This is a genomic window from Roseimicrobium sp. ORNL1, from assembly GCF_011044495.1.
Classification (GTDB): domain Bacteria; phylum Verrucomicrobiota; class Verrucomicrobiia; order Verrucomicrobiales; family Verrucomicrobiaceae; genus Roseimicrobium.
The window spans coordinates 160726-179413 of the sequence record NZ_CP049143.1 but is presented as its reverse complement, the minus strand read 5'-3'; the positions used below and the strand labels follow the sequence as shown (position 1 = coordinate 179413).

Sequence of the window (18688 nt, the reverse complement as noted above, 5' to 3'; positions counted from 1 at the left end):
TGTCGCACCGGCTGACCCAGTTTCTGTAATGTTTGTTACACCATCCGCACGTGAACATGATGGCGCGCAAGATGCAGGGTAAGCGGCGGGGTGCAAGGGAGTGGTGAATGAGTAGCGCGGGATCGGGATCAGGGGGATGGAATGCGGGAATGAATGGCCGCAAAAAAACGCAAAAGGCGCAAAGGGTTTGGGTCAGGGGTGCGCGAGGTATGGGGTGGCATCACGGTGTGCGCAGGAACGTCAGGGTAAAGATATAGAAGCGGTGCCGAAGGCCTTGGACTGCGTGCAGCCTGCTGCCGCTTTCCTCAAGTGTAGCCTGCTGCACGCTTCACCGCGACGGAGTCGCCAAGCTTCTCGGGACGCATCACCCTGCGAGCGAGTGTAACCATCGCCACAGCAGGCTGTGGACTCTGGAAAGCGGCAGCAGGGCTGCACGCAGTCCAAGGACGCTTCGCGTCACAGTATCTGAATCGGTCGCGTGTCTTCTCCGCGGTGGGGTCACTCCTGAGCCCCCCTTCGCGCTCTCTGCGTCCTCTGCCCCTCTGCGGTTAACTGGAAGCTGCCCATGGCGCACATCTTCATTGCGCGTGATTGTGCAGGTGCGAAAGCGAAGTGAAAGTTGCTGGTCAGGCCGGAGGCCTAACATCCACTGTCAGGCGAGGACGCCTAACCTCCTACTTCACGCCGCCGAAGCGGCGGTCGCGGCGGGTGTATTCGCGGATGGCTTCGTGGAACTGTTCCTTGCGGAAGTCCGGCCAGAGGGTCTGCGTGATGTAGAACTCGGTGTAGCTGAGTTGCCACAAGAGGAAGTTCGAGAGGCGCATCTCGCCGCTGGTGCGGATGAGGAGATCCGGGTCTGGATAATAGCGGGTGTACAGATGCTTGCTGAAGACATCTGCGTCGATCATGGCCTTGTCGAGGTGGCCTTTCTCCACGCTGTCGAGCAGGCTGCGAATGCCATCCAGAATCTCCTCCCGTGCGCCGTAGCTGAGCGCGAGGATGAGGGTGAGACCTGTATTCTGCGAGGTCTGCTCGATGCTCTTGTGCAGCTGTTTCTGCACGGCATCCGGGAGGTCATGCAGACGGCCGATGGCCTGCAGGCGCACGTTCTGCTTCTGCATTTCCTCCGTCTTCGTTTTGAGGAAACGCTCGAGCATTTTCATGAGCGCGGCGACTTCGGTCTTCGGCCGCTTCCAGTTCTCCGTGGAGAAGGCGTAGAGCGTGAGGAACTCGATGCCCATGTCGGCGCACGTCTCCACAATAATCTGCACGGAGTCCGCCCCGCGGCGGTGGCCCTCCGTGCGTGGAAGGCCGCGCTCAGCGGCCCAGCGGCCATTGCCATCCATGATGATGGCGACGTGACGGGGAATTTTTAGATTATCGGAACGGGCAGTCATCTAGCTGACCACGAGCGTCTGCTCGCGGGCGGGTCCTACACCCAACAGCGAGACCGGCGCTCCTGCAAGCTCCGCAAGGCGCGAAAGATAGGCTTTCGCAAGCGGAGGCAGATCGTCATACTTCGTGGCGCCACTGATGTCCTGCTTCCAGCCGGGATGCTCCTCATACACCGGCACGCAACGCTCAATCTCAGCGATGGTGGCCGGAGGATGGTTGATGGTTTTTCCATCCAGCGTGTAGGCAGTACAAATCTTGATGGTGTCGAGGCCATCGAGACCATCGAGGTTGGTGATGGCCAGGGAGTCGCAGCCATTCACCATGACGGAATAGTGCAGCAGCACCGCATCCAGCCAGCCGCAGCGACGAGCGCGACCGGTGGTGGCGCCGAACTCGCGGCCCATGTCGTGGAGCATGTCGGAGATGCCTTCGTCCTCGGTGACGAAAGGACCGCCGCCCACGCGGGTGGTGTAGGCCTTGGCCACACCCACCACCTGGTCGATACGACGTGGTGAAACGCCGCTGCCGGTGCAAGCACCGCCGGCGGTAGTGTTCGACGAAGTGACGAAGGGATAGGTGCCGTGGTCGATGTCCAGATAGCTGCCCTGCGCGCCTTCGAAGAGCACGCGCTTGCCTGCGGCGAGGGCTTCATTGAGGTACACCACCGTGTTCACGATGTGCGGGCGGAGTTGCTCGGCCGCTTCGGTGGTTTCCGCGACGACGGCGTCTACATCCACCTTGGGATAACCGGCGGCTTCAAGTTCGAGGTTGTGGAGCTCGGCGCGCCACTTGATTTCGTGGGCGAGCTTGGCGGGGTCACGCAGGTCGGTGACACGAAGGCCCTGGCGCTCGATTTTGTCCGCGTACGTGGGGCCGATGCCGCGGCCGGTGGTGCCGATGGCGTTCTCACCACGCTGCTTTTCGCGGGCCTTGTCCAGCGCACGGTGATAGGAGAGCGTGAGGTGGGCGTGCTCGCTGATGAAGAGATTCTCCGGGGTGATGCTGACACCCTGGCCACGGAGCTTGGCAATTTCCTGCAGGAGACCTAGGGGGTCGATGACCACGCCGTTGCCGATGACATTCTTCTTCTCGGGCCAGAGGATGCCGCTGGGGATGAGGTGCAGCACATACTTCGTGCCGCCACTGATGACCGTGTGTCCTGCATTGCTGCCGCCCTGCGCGCGGGCTACGACGTCGCTGCGTTCCGTGAGATAGTCGACGATCTTGCCTTTGCCTTCGTCCCCCCACTGGAGGCCGACGATGATGGTATTGCTCATGATAAAACGTTAGAGGTCACTGAAGAAAAAAAGGGAATCAGGCGGGCGCAGTCGTTTCCGTGCCCAGCGCACGGCTCACTGCCGACAGCGCTGAGGGAGGCGTCCAAGCCCACTGAGAGAGGGTCTAGGCGCTCATGGAGAAGATCATGAATGCTGCGCCGCCACAGGCCAGCATGCCGAGCACGGCAAGCATCATGAGCATGCCACCGCCGGAGTCCTTCTCCTTCACCTTCGGGCCGAAGCCGCGACGCATCTGGGAGGGGCAGGGCGTGGAACCAAGACCGGTGATGACTGCGGCGCTGGCGGGCGCACTGCCGTAGCCGCCGGAGTAGCCTCCACGTGCTGCAGGTGCAGCGGCGACTTCTTCCACTGGCTCTTCGTAGGACGCTTCGGGTTCATAAGCGGCCTCGGCGGCAGCTTCTTCGCCACCGTCACCGATGAGGATGACATCGCAGCTGCCGAGCTTGAAACGACCACCCCAGGGGATGACTGCCGACTCCACGCGCTGGCCATTCACATGCGTGCCATTGGTGGATCCACGGTCGGTAAGCTGCACGCCTTCATCCGTCAGCTCGTACTCGCCATGGTAGCTGGACACAGAACCATCCGGAATGACAAGATCATTGTCTTCAGCGCGGCCAAACCGGGCGCGGCTGGCAAGCTCAAACTCATGCGTGGCTCCGTCTGGCGTAGTGACTTGGAATTTTGGCATAACGGGGAAGTTTTAGCAGCGGGTGCGGGTGCAGGCAAGATGAATGCGGGGAGATGCGTGTGCGCGCGGGCGATTTCGAACGTGAATTTTCGCGGGCATGCCTTCGCCCGGGGGCTGAAATCGGATTCAACTATTGGAGGTCCAGCAGGATTGTTAAGCGCATCCAAACCCCGGCGCTGTCTCATATCCTGTTTTACTGGCGTCCCCCAACGACAGTTTCAAATCCAACCAAACGGAAACCAATGAAAACGAAACTCACGCTTCTCCTCACTGTCCTGGCCGCTCCCCTCGCTTTTGCGGGTCCGGACATGCACACACTGAACCAGCGCAAGGACATCGCCGACCGTGCCGCCGTGGAGGCCCGCCGGGTGGAAGTGACCACCTACGTGTCTGAAAATGATGCCAAGGCAAACCCCCGCCCCGCACCCAGCAATGCGGAAGGCACCACGAACATCGCGGTGTACAAGAGCAAGAAGACCACGACTGGCAGGTAAGACTGCCGGATGAGAGTGCCTTTGTCAGCCCGTCCTTTCTGACCCCGAAGGGCAGCAGGCGGGTGGCAAAGTTCGGACAAAGGTGAGGGAGTGAGTCGGCCCTCAGGATGAGCGCTTTTCGAGAAGGAGCTGGCTTTTCACGGCGTCGATGGTGACGCGGAAATTGCGGAGGACACCCACGCCGAGCATACCAGCTTCCCGGGGAAAGATTTCCCCGGCGTGGAGGGCGGTTTTCACGCCGGTGAGCTGCTGGGAACCGAGTTGCACGGAGCTGGAAACATAGCTCTCGTCGCGCCCGGCCACCCAGTGCAGGCCGTCTTCGCATCCGGTGTCGAGGCGGGTCCACTTGGGCTCGGAGCCATTGACCGAGACGGGGATGAGCATGGCACCCTGGCCGACCTTCATGCGGAGCACGGTGGTGGCATTGGAAGGGGTGGCTTCGTCGAGGAGGCGTAAGCGGCTGGCTTGGAAGTCCAGCTGGACGATGCGGCCTTTGAAGAAATCGTGGCCCAGCAGGCCATCCACTGGGCGGCTGCAAAGGTCGCTGACATCCGAGAGGTCGAGCGCCAAGGGGGTCGCGCTGACGGGGATGCCACCCACATTGGCCTGGAAATCACGCACGCGGCGGGCGGTGGTGGCGGCATCCACGCGCTGCACCTTTTCGGCGCGACCATACTTCACGCCGAGCTTCTCTGCGACGTTCGCGCTGAGGACACTGCAACCGGCGCCGGAGTCGAGAAGGAAATTGAGGGGGCGGGTCTGACCAGCGGCTTGGACCTTCACCCAGATGAGGCCATCGCGGACTTCGATGGGGATGCCGGGGTCGGGGGTGTTGACGTTGGAATTCGCGAATGCAGCACTGGCGCTCAGAAGGAGAGCAGCGGCGAAGCTCGGGAAAACCGAAAGGCAGGAAGGCAGGCGGAGCACGCAGGGGGTGTATGCACCTGCCGTGCCATGGGGGTGGGGAATGTGGGAGTGACTCCAAGGAGGGGCGACTTCAGTCGCCCGCATCTCGTGGGACAAAGGTCAGTCCCGCTGTGCATATGAACGTTAGGTCAAGATATGGAAACGGTGCCGAAGGCCTTGGACTGCGTGCAGCCCTGCTGCCGCTTTCCTAAAGTGCAGCCTGCTGCACGCTTCATCGCGACGAAGTCGCCAAGCCGTTTCTGGACCGGTCACCCTACCAGCGCATGTCACCATCGCCACAGCAGGCTGTGGCTAGAAAGCGGCAGCAGGGCTGCACGCAGTCCAAGGACGCTGCGCGTCACCGCATCCGGATCTGTCGTGAATGCTCTCTTCACCCCCAGGTACCACACAGTTCTCTCTACCCAACACACTTGCGCCATGCGGAACTGCCCGCTTTTGGGGAGATGACCTCCTCGCTGCTTCCAAAAACCCGCCATTTTCTGGTAGCCGGATGGCGAAACCCATTCTTATATAGTGTTCATTATACCACTATTCACCTACCTCTGCCCATGAGTTATCCGGTCCTGGCCCAGCAGTACGCGCTCTTCCGCGATTCGATGTACGAAGGCGTGGCGGAGCTGCCGCTGCACGGCGAGAGCGCGCTGACGGAACTGGAACTGCAGAGCCTGTGGTTTGCCGGGGAGTTGGGCAGTGAGTTCACCACGACCTGCGGGAAGCGGGTGGCGGTGAGGGACTTCGGCGTGTGGAATCATGCGGCGGGGCCGGATTTCACCGGCTGTGCGGTGCAGACGGAGGGTGGCGTGCTGAAGGGGGAAATCGAGCTGGACCCGGATGTGCGCGACTGGGAGCGGCACGGGCATGCGACGAATCCGGCCTACGAGCGGGTGGCGCTGCATCTATATCTAGAGGGGCCGGAAGCACGGGCCTTCACCCGCACGGCGGGGCATCGCGAGGTGATGCAGGTGCGCCTGAGCAGGGACATGCTGCGCGATGGGGCAAGGCCCCAGCTTCTCGCCGAGGCCCGGCTGGGGCGATGCGCGACGCCACTCCGTGAGATGGAGCCTGCACGGGTGCGTTCGTTGCTGGAGGCGGCGGCGCAGTACCGGTTGCAGCGGAAATCGGCCAAGCTGCAGGCGCTGGTGAAGCTGCATGGCCGGGAGCAGGCAGTGTATCAGGCTCTGTCAGCCGCGATGGGCTATCGCAACAACCAGCGCCCCTTCACGATTCTGGCGCAGCGTTTGCCGGTGAAGAAGCTGCTGAAGCTCGGCGCGCTGGAGCGTGAGGCGCTGCTCTTTGGGGTCTCGGGCTTTCTGGAGTCGGTACGCTATGAGGACACGCAGCCGGACACGCGGGCCTATTTGCGCGAACTGTGGTCCGAGTGGTGGAAGCAGCGGGAGCAGTACACGAACTGGCTCACGGAAGTGCAGCGACCTGTGTGGCGCATCGGTGGAGCGAGGCCGGGAAATCATCCGCAGCGTCGGCTCGGTGCGCTGTGTGCGATGCTGGGGAAGTGGAAAGGGGTGTACGCCTTTCTGAAGGACGCGAAGACATGGAGCCGCGAGGGCTTTTCGGAGGCATTGCTGGAACTGGAGCACGACTACTGGAGCGGGCACTACACGCTGCTGGCGAATCCGGCGACGAAGCCACTGGCGCTGGTTGGCGGTACGCGGGTGCAGGAGATTCTGGCGAATGTCTGCTACCCGCTGCTAGTACCGGAGAATGGAAAACTGTGGGCGGACTACCTGGAACTGCCTGCGATGCTGGACAACCAGAAGGTGCGGCGGGCGGCGCTGCGGCTGTTTGGCGAGCATCCCGAGGCGGGGAGCTATCAGAAGCGGTTGTATCATCAGCAGGGGTTGCTGCAGATCTATGAAGACTACTGCCTGGAGGATGACTCGGGGTGCGCGGAGTGTCCGTTTCCGGAGAAGCTGAGGGGGTGGCAGTTCGGTGCTGTCTAAGAGGATGGTGCGTCAGGGATTTCAACACGGAGACGCAGAGGCACGGAGACACGGAGTTTTTTTGGGGGTTGGAAAACGCCCATGAGCCCTGGCAGCCGAGCCGAAGGCCTTGGACTGCGTGCAGCCTGCTGCCGCTTTCTCTCAGTGCAGCCTGCTGCACGTTCCACTGCGGCGAAGCCGCCTATGGATTCCCTTGTAGGGCCAAACCTCAAGGGATGGCCACCATCGCTACAGCAGGCTGTAGACTCTTGAAAGCGGCAGCAGGCTGCCGCAGTCCAAGGCCTTCGGCACCAGCACTCGCATCATGAGAGTGGTTTATCCCCGCTCTACGCGCTTGCGTTTCCGCCACGCATCCTCACAATGCCAGCACCATGGCAACCTCCGGCCCACTCGCGAAACCCACCCCATGGTGGCGCGGGTACACGGAGGCGTTTCTGGACCTGGTCTACACGCGCAAGTGCGAGGGCTGTGAGGTCTTCCTGCCTGCCCAGCGGCAGGACGAGGCACGCTGGCTGTGTGATTCTTGCCTGAACACGGTGCAGCGCATTGAGCCGCCGTTTTGCGAGGTCTGCGGGGAGGCGTACGACGGCGCCATCTCCGGCACCTTCCGCTGCGGGAATTGCACGGGGCTGAAGCTGCACTTCGACTTCGCGGTCGCGGCCTGTCAGGCGGAGGGGGTGGTGCGGGAGCTGATTCACAAGTTCAAATACAACCGCCGGCTGCACCTGCGCGGGGTGCTGGGGTGTTTGCTGGGCCGGACCATGGAGGACACCCGGCTGGCCGCACTGAACCCCGCCGAATGGGCCTTGGTCCCCGTGCCGCTGCACCATGCCCGGCAGCGGGAACGCGACTACAACCAGTCCATGGAACTCTGCCGCGAGCTATCCCGCATCTCCAGCATCCCGGTGATGGATGCCCTGCGCCGCACCCGCTCGACCACCGCCCAGGCGTCCCTTTCACGGCACCAACGCATTGAGAATCTGCGGGGTGCGTTCCAAGTCCGCAGCTCCCTGGTCCAGCGGGGCACGCTCAAGGACCGAGCCCTCCTGCTGGTGGACGATGTGCTGACCACGGGGTCCACCACCAGCGAGTGCGCCCGGGTCCTGAGGCGGGAGGCGGGGGTCCAAAAGGTGGGAACTATGCACTTGAGAAAAGCCCATCCCCCAAGAGGTAAAAGACACCTCTCAGGAAGGACATACTCAGGTGTAGAGTTCATCCCAAATGGGAACGCTCCCGCGCCTAGGAAGGCAATCCCTTCCATTCCTCACCATGGAAACAACAGGCAGGGAGAATCCTGCCGCATGGTGTCGATTGCGGTCAACAACAGGGCGAACACCGGAAGAGGGTGTAAACGCCAGTGCCAGATCAAAAGGATGAACTGACCCCCAAACCAGAAGGGGGCGGTTTCAGCCCTCTGGACAGTCCCGATGAAGTTTCGGAATGGCCCATGATCCGAACCGCTTCATTTGAGTCATTCCAAGAAGACCGGAAGACCTTCTACCTATGCCCTTTTACTGGACAGAAGAGGGAGGTGAATCCGGCGTTGTGGTTCGATAGACGACGTTCAGGGAGAAATCCGTCTCTGCCCCCTCCGGAAGCTTCTTAAGGGCATCCATGAGCCCTTGATTGAATTCCACCATGGTTTTTGACCCATTCGGGTAAACGTAGTTCTCGGAGGAAAGGTGTACCAACAGCCTGTTGTCCGTCTTAGGGTATCTACCAGACGCGGATAGAGTCCCTACGCCACTGAGGATCTCCGTGCCACTGTCGAGACGGAAACTGATGGTTTTCCCGTCCAGTTCCTCCCGTTTCCACACACTGGAGACCCAAATTGCTTTTGGTTGGTTGGGATTCATACAGCCTACTTTTTCTTAGCCTCCCTCTCCTTCTGCGCGGCCTTTTTGAGGTCAGCGGGTTTGACTCTTAGAGCAGCAGCGATGGCTTGCTCAGCGGTCAGTGGATGGAGGGAGATCGCCTTATCTGGCCGGGTCGTGGCTGGGGCTTTCTTCATGGAGAAAGGTTAGCAGGTCTGAAAAAAGACTCAATTCTCCAATTGCAAATCCTCCAAAGTGCGGCACAATGGGCGAAATTGGAGGATTAGAATGGCCACTATCACACTACAGATTGAGCAAGGGCAAGTTTCACGCTTTGCGCAAATACTGCAAGCGGATTATGAATCGCTGGCAAAGGAGATCCATGAAATGGAGGTGAAGTTGGAAGGTATGAAGGATAGGGCTGGATCGATTCTGTCTCAGATTGAGCAATTGAAGGGGCATGTCACTACGTCTCCAGAGCGGGGAGGGTGGAAAGAGGCAGTGAACAAGTTGGCTCAATCCCAGAGAATCAGCTTGGAGAAGCTTAAGCAGGCGGTTTACGATCAGTTGCGGTCCTCTGGAACTTTGGGGGTGACGGAATTGTGTGAACGCACCGGAGCAAGTTCCAGTTCTATTTATCGTGCCTTGCACGCCCTTCGGGATGAGAAGGAGGTCGAGAATGCTGGGCGCGAATGGCAGCTAGTTTGTCCCGTATAATTTCCCTCAGAATCAAACTCAACAAGGAGGTCCATCATGGAAGATCCGCCACCAATACCTAAACGGCCCAGTTCACTAGCCCTGTCGGGGCTGGGCTATACCAACTAGCCTAGAGGAGTTCTACTTTTCTGAGGGGTGGAAACCTCCTCTAGGCTGGGATGGGGCATCCTATGCAAATGCCTACGTAGTTTAAGCGCAAAACTCTTCGTTTGGATCGGAGGATTGTGGGCTCGACTCCCACCGTAGGCCTCTTTTTGGAAATTGCAAGAGTTATTGGTTCTGAAGAAAGGGTTGCCGACAATGAGTTTCCAGCCTCTTAATGATCTTTCCAATAGGAGGCTTTTGACGGCATGTCACGAGCAGGGCGGTGACGCTCAAAAGCTCTCAGAGTTGAAAGATTCTCTCTCCCCGCCTGATGGGACGGAAGAGATGCCTCTAAAGGACCAAATGGATTATGCCATGAAGCATTTTAGCTTCTTGGCTGACCAGCGACTCCGCATTTTCCAGTTCTACGCCATCCTTCTTGCAGCTTCGGTGGCAGCCACACTTGCTCTGGTGGACAAGCCATTTAACTTGATAAGCTACTTAATATGTGGGGCTTACCATGTGCTTGTGTCATTGCTTTTCTTGGCTGTAGAAAGACGGAACATCCACCTTCTAGGGGTGGCGCGTGCCGGGGTGCATTACGTGGAGTCCAAGGCCGCTTGGCCCATTCCGTTGCGGCTTTCGTCTATTGATAGTGCTCTAACCAAAGGAGGCTTGAGACCTCTCGGATCGTTCCGGGTGGCCTTTCAAGTTGCCTATGCCTGCCAATGCATGTTTGGCATAGGCATCATCTATTGCGGGGCCTTCGTGACGCATACGCCTAAGACTAAGACAATTGCGCCAGAAATTGAAAGGCCCAACGCCCAAAATCATCGTATTAGCTTCGAGGCTCGCCGCGAGCTTTTGCGTAATCGGAGCAGGTCGGGAGCCATGAATAGGCAAGCGAGGAGCAGAGAAGCCAAGAAGAAGAGCGCTACCGCAAAAACGGCGCTCCATCCACCACTTGAGCCCATGGATTCGCCGCCTGACGAGTCTATCACTCCTAGGACAAGCGGAAGGTTCATACCTTAGTTGGTACCTCCCCAAGGGAAAAGTTCAATTAAAATTACTTACTACATAAGTTCAATTTAGGGGAGCCGTGGCTTGCCGTGCTTGATGACGGGAGGTTCGGGTTGGAACACGTTGCTTACCGTCCTGTCAATCAATGGCTTGTAGCTCAGGCGAACGCCCTTAGTGCCAAGCAGGGCCTTTGTAGTGCGTTCCACATCCGTTGCCTTCCTCTCATTCCAACGGAAATCGAACTCTGCCAGATAGCGATGGAGGTGGTGCTTAGAAAGGCTATGGAAGGTGCCATAGATGCCCCTCTTTAGCAGGGAGAAGCTGCCTTCGACGGTGTTGGTTGTGACCTTGGAACCGTCCTTGAAGTTGCGGACATACTGGCCAATGGCGTGGTTAACGCTCATGTGCTTGTAGTCGCTCTTCAGGTTCTTGTAGCTGTTGAATTCATCCGTGTGGATGTTGGAGCCCTTCTCCACGTTCTCTGTGATCAGGGCCTTAATCGTATGGGCATTGGCCTTGTGAATGATGTAGGAGCGCTTGGGGCCGTCATTCTGGAGCAAGGAAACCACAATCGTCTTGTTTTCCATTCCCTTGCCCTTTCCCTGCCCGTAGGACTTCCCGCCCACGTAAGTCTCATCCGCCTGCACCGTGCCCTTCAGAAGGCCCGCAAATGGCTCACATTTCATCGCAAGGCGGATGCGGTGGGTCATGTGCCATGCCGTCCGATAGCTGCCTAGACCAAGGTTACGCTGCAACTGGAGGGAGCTAATTCCCTTCTTGCTGGAGCACATGAGGTGAAAGGCCCTAATCCACTTGGCAAGAGGCACGTGGGAGTCTTCAAAGATAGTCCCAATGGTGACGCTGAATTGCTTCTCACAAGCACGGCAACGGAGAAGGCCAGCACGGAAGGACGTTCCTTGCATCCTGTACACATCCTGGCTATGGCAATGGGAGCAAACGGGGCCATTAGGCAGAGAAGCTTTTCGAGGTAATCCCGTGCTTCATCCTCCGTCATATCCACCAATTGCTGGCCTTTTTGAGTTCCTAGCTTGCTCATGGTGATTAATTGTGTCACATTAAGTTGAGACAGTCAACAACTAAATGTGTCACATTTATTATGCCACGAGGAAGACCAACCAAAGAGCCAGAGGATCGCCGCAACAAGCACATAGCTGTGCGGGTGACTCAGGCAGAGCTTAAGCTGATAGAGCAGGCTGCCCAGAAGGACGGGAAAGGCGCGACTACATGGGCGCGTGATGTGCTGTTAGCCGAGGTTAAACCGGCGTCTTAAACCTCCAAATGTAGTAGTTTGGACTTGTGTACCATAGGGAAATAGTGTATTATTGTCTTGCTTTCTTAGTGACCAAACGCCATGGTGGTTGCCCTCGCAACGCGCCACTGTATGAATTCTGCCCAGATTAGTATCGCTGACCTGCTTCGTGAATCCGAAGTACAAGCCGAGAGAATCATTTCCGATACGGAGGAAATGAGGGGGAAACTGTACTCGGGAAGACCGAATTCGTCAGATGAATCCACAAGTGAAGGAGTGCTGGACGCGATGCGTTCTTTGCTCCAAAGATATCCATTTCCTGCCAAGTAGGAAATAGGTTCAAGTTCACTTAATGGACACAGGAAGGTTGCGAGCCTCTCCAAGTGGAGAGGCCGTGACTACAATCTCCATCGCGCACATATGGATACTGGAAGTGGTTCAGTTTGGGTTGGACCTAATACGGACTCGCTGAGAAAAAAGCGGCTCGTCCAACTCATTGGGGCGTGGCATTTGATAAAGTACCACACGCCTGAAATAGAGGAGAGTTGGGATTTCTGCCCCATTACGGCAGGCCGATGTGTAGAGGAGTACTTAATCAGTCGCCGCGAGCTAGTGCAGCGATTCCAGATTAACGACGCGGATCGAATCCAGAAGCCTAAGATCGCTGGCTTACTGGTTGACGCAATCTTGAGGTATCCATCGCTTAAACTTAAGCCCTCCCCTCGCCCTGAACATTGCCATTGTCGCCATAATGAACGAATGGCAATTACCCTTGGATTGTCCATATGTGCGGAAGGCCAGCCGGAAGCATGGCAGAAACTCATGTCTAATCCAATGTTCCCAGGTTGGGTGGAATCTCAAGTATACTATCTAAGTCAGAGCCCACACCAGACAAGAGAAGCTCTAATTGGAATGTTCGAGGCTATCTGTCTGGCCTTTTTCCCTTCCGCAATTGCCTCGCGGAGCAACGGTAACGAATAATCTGTACTCCTCCCTCAATCTGGAGTAGCATGTACAGATGCTGAACCACGGTTGCAGGTAAACCGTCAGAGTCAGCGCGTAGCTATTCAGACAAAGCGTAGTCGAAGGCCCTTTGGGCTTCCCTCAGAGGCATCTTTGATCTGTACACTAAGCGTGATCTGAGTTAAGATGTACAGATGCAGCTTGAGACAAGCTCAGCGCTACAGTCCTTCCTCGAAGGAACAGAGTGTTCAGCCCTCTTCCCGAAGATCCCCCGGCCAGAGGAGGCTCGCCATGCCCTTGAAAAGGATTTGGGAGTAGAGAAAGACGGACTCAGTAGAAAGAGGCTGTTGGTTCTTTTTGCACCATTCCTCGAAGAAGGAGGGATTGATGTATGTGCGGTATGGAGTCCAACCCTCTGATGCAGCCTCCGACTCCTGCTTATGAAGCTTCTGCACCCACTCCTCATACGGAATATGGCCATCAGTGGCGATACCGAACAGGTGATCGTAATCGGTGTCATCCATGAACGGGAAGGGCGCGATATTAGGCATACTCTGTTATCCCAGCTCATCCCCTAAAAACCGTCAATCCACACACCCAACTGCACCCACTTTTGTGAAGTGCATAGTTCCCCAAAAGGTAGTTGTGATCACGGTCGCCCGCGGTTAGCATTCCGGTTCAACCGATTGCCATAGACCCACCCACCTGCCCGCGCCCGCCGCTGGATCTGAACTGAGTTCATCCCCCGGCACACGCGGCAGCCCACAGCCCGACTTTCACCCCTTTCCCCTACGACCACCTCCATGGGAATCTTTTCCAAGCGCAACGTCTCCAACCTCGGCGAGAAGAAAAAGGACATGCCAGAGGGACTCTGGATCAAGTGTCCCTCCTGCGGCGAAAGCCTCTACGAAGTCGCCCTGGCCAAGAACATGAAGGTCTGCACGCATTGCGACCATCATTTCACCCTGACCTCGGCGGAACGCATCGCCAGCCTCGTGGATGAAGGCTCCTTCCAGGAAATGGATGCGAACCTGGACTCCGTGGACGCCCTCGGCTTCAAGGACTACCTCGGCAAGGTGAAGGCCTACCAGGCCAAGACCGGCCTGACCGAAGCGGTGGTCACGGGTCGCGCGAAAATGGATGGCATCCCCGTGGTGCTGGCGATTATGGACTTCCGCTTCCTGGGCGCGAGCATGGGCAGCGTGGTCGGTGAGAAAATCACCCGCGCCATCGAGGCCGCGACGGCGGATGGTTGTGCGGTCATCATCTTCAGCGCTTCCGGCGGCGCACGCATGCATGAGGGTATCCTGAGCCTCATGCAGATGGCCAAGACCTGCGGCGCTCTGGCGCGTCATGGCGAGGCAAAGCTGCCCTACATCTCCGTGCTCACCCACCCGACCACGGGTGGCGTGACGGCGAGCTTCGCGACCGTGGGTGACATCATCCTTGCGGAACCGAAGTGCATGATTGGTTTCGCCGGTCCGCGCGTGGTGAAGGAAACGACCCACAGCGACCTGCCCCCTGGCTTCCAGACCGCCGAGTTCATGCTGGAGCATGGCCTGGTGGACATGATTGTGCCGCGCGAGAAGATGCGCGAGACGCTCGTGCGCCTGCTGGGCTATGTGAGCGTTGGGAATGGGGAGAGTGCCAGCATCGGCGCCAGTGAGACGGCGAGGGCGGCGTGATCTCGGTGCGACGGCGTGACATGCATGACCATGATGTAGGGAGGAATCTCTGTGCCATCACGCTCGGCCACATCATATGCTCATGACACCACAATCTCGCCCATAGGGTAACTTGTGTGGCGAAGCCACCTTGGACTGCGTGCAGCCCTGCTGCCGCTTTCCTCAAGTGCAGCCTGCTGCACGCTTCACTGCGACGAAGTCGCCAAACTCTTCTGGACGCATCACGCCACGAGCGAGTGTCGCCATCGCCACAGCAGGCTGTGGACTCTGGAAAGCGGCGGCAGGGCTGCGCGCAGTCCAAGGACGCTTCGCGTCACTGCTTCCGAATCAGGCGCGTATTTCACCTCGTTTTCTTACCCTGGCGCCCATGCATCCTGCTGGATTGCCACCACGCCCCAGCGTTCTCAAAATCACCTGCTCTTCCCGCGACTTGAGGCATATTCCCGGCCCTCAATCTCCCACGCTCCCATCCCCCGTGTCCCCCACCCTCAACATCCGCTATCCCGCAGACCTGCCCATCACGGCGCGGCGGGAGGAGATTGTGGCGGCGATACGGCAGCACCAGGTCGTGATTCTCGCGGGGGAGACGGGCTCGGGGAAGACGACGCAGCTTCCGAAGATGTGCCTGGAGGCGCTGCCGGACGCTCGGGGAAAAATTGGCTGCACCCAGCCGCGACGCGTGGCGGCGATGAGTGTCTCCAAGCGCGTGGCGGAGGAACTCAATGTGCCCTGGGGCGGTCTCGTGGGGTGCAAGATGCGCTTCGCGGATGACACGAGCCGCGACACGCGGGTGAAGTTCATGACGGACGGCATCCTGCTCGCGGAAATCCAGAGCGACCCGATGCTGCGCGGCTACTCGGTGCTCATCCTGGATGAGGCGCATGAGCGCTCGCTGAATATCGACTTCCTGCTGGGCTACCTCGTGGGCCTGCTGAAGAAGCGCCCGGACCTGAAGCTGCTGGTCACGTCTGCGACCATCGATACGGAGGCGTTCTCCAAGGCCTTTGGCAATGCGCCCATCATCGAGGTGTCCGGCCGATTGTATCCCGTCGAGATTCGCTACCGCCCCTTCGAGGAAGAGGATGAAGACATGGGCGTCATCGATGCGGCGGTGGCGGCGGTGGAGGACTCACTCATCGAGAGCAATGAGGGCGACATCCTCGTCTTCATGCCGACGGAGCGGGACATTCGTGATGCACGTGATCTCATTGAGGGACGCATCGGCAATGGCTATGAGGTGCTGCCGCTCTTTGGTCGCATGGCCTCCGCAGAGCAGCAACGCATCTTCTCCCCGGGAAGGAAACGCCGCGTGGTCATCGCGACGAACGTGGCGGAGACATCCATCACCATCCCGCGCATCCGTTATGTGATCGACAGCGGCCTCGCGCGTGTGAGCCGGTACAACTCCCGCACGCGCACGAAGCGCCTGCCGGTGGAGGCCGTGTCGCAGAGCAGCGCGAACCAGCGTGCCGGTCGCGCGGGTCGTGTGCAGGATGGCATATGCATCCGCCTCTTTTCACAGGAGGACTACCTGAAGCGCGAACGCTTCACCATGCCGGAAATCCAGCGGGCGAATCTCGCGGAGGTCATCCTGCGCATGAAGGCCTTCAAGCTGGGTGATATCGAGAGCTTCCCGTTCATCAATCCGCCCTCGCATGCGGCGGTGCGCGGTGGTTATGAATTGCTGCGCGAGCTCGGCTCGCTGAGTGACACGCATGATCTCACCTCGCTGGGGCATGAACTTGCGAAGCTGCCACTGGACCCCACGCTGGGCCGTATGCTACTGCAGGCACGCGAGGAGCGGGTGCTGCCTGAGATGCTCGTCATCGCCGCGGGGCTGAGCATTCCCGACCCGCGTGAACGACCGGAGGAGAAGAAGGAGCAGGCCAATGCCGCGCACAAGGCCTTCGCCGCGCCGGACTCGGACTTCATGACGCTGTGGAAAATCTGGAGCGCGTCTCCAGAACCCGGCCAGCGCTCGCGCAATGCGCTGGGCAAGTTTTGCAAATCGAGCTTCCTCTCCTTCACGCGCATGACGGAGTGGCGCGATATCTGGAAGCAGCTCACAGAGACCTTCGACCGCGACCTGCGTGAGGCCGCTGCGGCAGGCGAGCTGAAGACCACACTCACCGTGGAGGACCGCGTGCATCGCTGCATCCTCGCGGGACAGCTCAGCCACATCGCGCTGAAGGAAGGGAAGAATATCTACAAGGCGGGCGGCAATCGCGAGGTGATGCTCTTCCCGGGCTCGAACCTGTATGAGCGTCGCGAGAAGAATGCGCCGCATGCCAAGCCGGGCCAGCAGGAGAAGAGCAAGCAGCCCGCGTGGATTGTGGCCGGTGAGATAGTGCATACCTCGCAGCTCTTCGCCCGCACCGTGGCGAAGATACAGCCCGACTGGATTGCCGAGCTGGGCGCGCACCTGGTGCAGTACAAATACAGCGAGCCGCAGTGGAATGCGAAGGCGGGACGTGTGCTCGTCACGCAGCGCACGCTGCTGCACGGGCTGGAGGTGAAGCGGCAGAGCATCGACTTCGGCAAAGTGGATGCCGTGGCGGCGACGGATTTGTTTATCCGTGGCGCGCTTATCGATAACCGCGATACACCCATCACGCTGCGCTTCTACAAGCACAACCACACTTTGCGTGAGAAGATAGAGACCATGCTCACGCGCGTGCGGGACAATCGCGTGTATGCCATCGATGAGCGGCTCTTCGCCTTCTACCAGCGGCACCTGCACGGCGCGAACATTTCCTCCATCCATGACCTGAACCAGTTCGTGAATGAGCGCGCGGCGGAGCAGCCTTCCTTCCTCTGCGTGACGGAGGAGGAGCTGACACGTGGCGAGGACTTCGCGTGTGACCCGAAGCTTTTCCCGGATCAGGTCTCCGTGGGGAACAGCGTGCTGCCCGTGACCTATCAATACCGTCCCGGTGAGGAGGACGATGGCGTGACTGTGCGTGTGCCGATGCAAATCGCCGCGCATCTCACCAGTGCCCAGGTGCAGTGGATGGTGCCCGGCCTGCGCGAGGAGATTGCCACCGTGCTCATGCGCGCGCTGCCTCGTGCCTTGCGTCGCAGCTTCATGCCCATCGAGGCCAAGGCGCGTGAGGTGGCGCACGAGTTCGACCCGGGCACGGGCGATTTCTTCGCCACCTTCGCTAATCATCTCACGCGGCGCTATGGCATCGACGTGAAGCCGGAGGACTGGCCGCCGAACAGCCTGCCGGGCCACCTGCATCCGCGCGTGGAGGTGCTGGACCAGAAGAAGAACACCCTCATGGTGGGCCGCGACCTCAGCGAGATCCAGAAGACGGTGAAGAAGCAGGACGTGAAATCCGATGCGTGGGAGAAGACCGTGGCCCGCGTGGAGCGGCACGCGCTGAAGGCCTGGTCCTTTGGCGACCTGCCCGAGAGCCTCGTGGTGGAGCACGTCGCCGGCGTGGAGGTGCGCGGTTGGTTCGGCCTCGCCGCGCGCGAGCATGAGGTGGATGTGCGCCTTTACCGCACGCGTGAAGAAGCCGCACGTGTCTCCGTGGGTGGCGTGCGCAAGCTGGCGGAGATAGCCCTGGGCAAGGACCTTGTGTGGCTCATGAAGGAGCTGCGCGGCATCGGTCTCGGCATTGGCGGTAGTAACAGCAGCAGCAACAGCGGGCGCGGACTCCAAGGAGCGGCTGCTTTAGCTGCCGTTTCGCTCGCGCTCGAAGCGCGGGATAGTGGGCGACTAAAGTCGCCCCTCCTTGGGAATAGCGCGAGCCCAAGCTCCAGCAGCCTGGTGAAGACCTCCGCTGAGCAACTCCAACAGAGCGCCTATGAGCACATCCTCGCGCATGCGCTGCGGCTCGACCCCGTGTTCCCACTCACGGAGAAACGTTTCCTCGCGCTGTGCGACCAGGTGCGCCGCGAGCTGCCCGCGCTCACGCATCGTGTGAAGTCCCTCGTCACCCAGGTGCAGGAGCAGAAGGGCAAGCTGCTCACGCTCTCCAAGCGCTATCCCGGCCTGGAGAAAGACGTGCAGCGCCTCGTGCCCCCCGATGTGCTCGCCGTGACCCCGCACGCGCAACTCACCCACCTCGCCCGCTATCTCAAGGCCATCCAGGTCCGCAACGACCGCTGGATCGCCAACCCCGCCAAGGACGACGCCAAAGCCGACCTCATCGCCGACTTCGCCTTCGACGCCTGGCCCACCCACGTGCCCAAGTCCCAACACGAAACCTACCGCTGGATGCTGGAAGAATTCCGCGTGCAGGTGTTTGCGCCTGAACTCGGCACCGCGCAGCCGGTGAGTGAGAAGCGGCTGGAGGCGATGCTGGGGTAGTAAGTAGCCGACATCAAAGTAGCCGACTTTCTCCGAAAGTCGCTCTCATCAAAC

At 59.5% G+C, this 18688-nt stretch carries 15 protein-coding genes; 7 read left to right on the top strand and 8 right to left on the bottom strand.

Translation table 11 applies throughout. From position 1 onward, the window contains the following. Positions 1–674: 674 nt before the first annotated feature. The 3 genes from G5S37_RS00655 to G5S37_RS00645 form a co-directional block, all read right to left on the bottom strand. A complete protein-coding gene (locus tag G5S37_RS00655) occupies positions 675–1397 on the bottom strand; it encodes an isoprenyl transferase (RefSeq protein ID WP_165199720.1) in 723 nt (240 codons plus the stop codon). Next, positions 1398–2672 (bottom strand): adenylosuccinate synthase, encoded by a 1275-nt coding sequence (locus G5S37_RS00650; protein WP_165199718.1) that lies wholly within the window; start codon positions 2670–2672, stop codon positions 1398–1400. A 124-nt stretch (positions 2673–2796) separates the two neighbouring features. Continuing rightward, entirely contained in the window at positions 2797–3384 is a 588-nt protein-coding gene (locus G5S37_RS00645; protein WP_165199716.1) for an FHA domain-containing protein, read from the bottom strand. Positions 3385–3626: 242 nt separating this feature from the next. On the opposite strand from G5S37_RS00645, the gene G5S37_RS00640 reads away from it, so the two are divergent. Further along, positions 3627–3878 (top strand): hypothetical protein, encoded by a 252-nt coding sequence (locus tag G5S37_RS00640; RefSeq protein ID WP_165199714.1) that lies wholly within the window; start codon positions 3627–3629, stop codon positions 3876–3878. 102 nt (positions 3879–3980) lie between these two features. On the opposite strand, the gene G5S37_RS00635 is transcribed toward G5S37_RS00640, so the two are convergent. After that, positions 3981–4805 (bottom strand): retropepsin-like aspartic protease, encoded by an 825-nt coding sequence (locus G5S37_RS00635; protein ID WP_165199712.1) that lies wholly within the window; start codon positions 4803–4805, stop codon positions 3981–3983. A 548-nt stretch (positions 4806–5353) separates the two neighbouring features. Here G5S37_RS00635 and G5S37_RS00630 point away from each other — a divergent pair. Together G5S37_RS00630 and G5S37_RS00625 are read left to right on the top strand one after the other, a co-directional pair. Further along, positions 5354–6763 (top strand): DUF2851 family protein, encoded by a 1410-nt coding sequence (locus tag G5S37_RS00630; protein ID WP_165199710.1) that lies wholly within the window; start codon positions 5354–5356, stop codon positions 6761–6763. A gap of 371 nt (positions 6764–7134) precedes the next feature. Further along, positions 7135–8145 (top strand): ComF family protein, encoded by a 1011-nt coding sequence (locus tag G5S37_RS00625; RefSeq protein ID WP_165199708.1) that lies wholly within the window; start codon positions 7135–7137, stop codon positions 8143–8145. A 129-nt stretch (positions 8146–8274) separates the two neighbouring features. Here the strand turns inward: G5S37_RS00625 and G5S37_RS00620 are convergent, their stop codons facing one another. Next, complete coding sequence (locus G5S37_RS00620) at positions 8275–8619, bottom strand: hypothetical protein (RefSeq protein WP_165199706.1); 345 nt, start codon at positions 8617–8619, stop codon at positions 8275–8277. Positions 8620–8624: 5 nt separating this feature from the next. Beyond that, on the bottom strand, positions 8625–8774 hold the full coding sequence (locus G5S37_RS00615) for a hypothetical protein (protein WP_165199704.1): 150 nt from the start codon (positions 8772–8774) through the stop codon (positions 8625–8627). Between the two features lie 91 nt (positions 8775–8865). On the opposite strand from G5S37_RS00615, the gene G5S37_RS00610 reads away from it, so the two are divergent. Then, positions 8866–9294 carry a helix-turn-helix domain-containing protein gene (locus G5S37_RS00610; protein ID WP_165199702.1) on the top strand — a complete coding sequence of 143 codons (429 nt, stop codon included), beginning with the start codon at positions 8866–8868 and terminating at the stop codon, positions 9292–9294. 300 nt (positions 9295–9594) lie between these two features. Continuing rightward, positions 9595–10410 carry a hypothetical protein gene (locus tag G5S37_RS00605; protein ID WP_165199700.1) on the top strand — a complete coding sequence of 272 codons (816 nt, stop codon included), beginning with the start codon at positions 9595–9597 and terminating at the stop codon, positions 10408–10410. 56 nt (positions 10411–10466) lie between these two features. Here the strand turns inward: G5S37_RS00605 and G5S37_RS00600 are convergent, their stop codons facing one another. Together G5S37_RS00600 and G5S37_RS00590 are read right to left on the bottom strand one after the other, a co-directional pair. Continuing rightward, complete coding sequence (locus G5S37_RS00600; protein ID WP_276617015.1) at positions 10467–11321, bottom strand: IS1595 family transposase; 855 nt, start codon at positions 11319–11321, stop codon at positions 10467–10469. Between the two features lie 1558 nt (positions 11322–12879). Then, on the bottom strand, positions 12880–13182 hold the full coding sequence (locus G5S37_RS00590) for a hypothetical protein (RefSeq protein ID WP_165199696.1): 303 nt from the start codon (positions 13180–13182) through the stop codon (positions 12880–12882). Between the two features lie 252 nt (positions 13183–13434). Here G5S37_RS00590 and accD point away from each other — a divergent pair, with 252 nt between their 5' ends. After that, positions 13435–14316, top strand: coding sequence for an acetyl-CoA carboxylase, carboxyltransferase subunit beta (gene accD / locus G5S37_RS00585; protein ID WP_165199694.1), 882 nt, complete (start codon positions 13435–13437; stop codon positions 14314–14316). Positions 14317–14791: 475 nt separating this feature from the next. After that, the gene (gene hrpA / locus G5S37_RS00580; RefSeq protein ID WP_240914771.1) at positions 14792–18634 is read left to right on the top strand and encodes an ATP-dependent RNA helicase HrpA; all 3843 of its coding nucleotides are present in this window, start codon (positions 14792–14794) and stop codon (positions 18632–18634) included. The last annotated feature ends 54 nt before the right edge of the window (positions 18635–18688 follow it).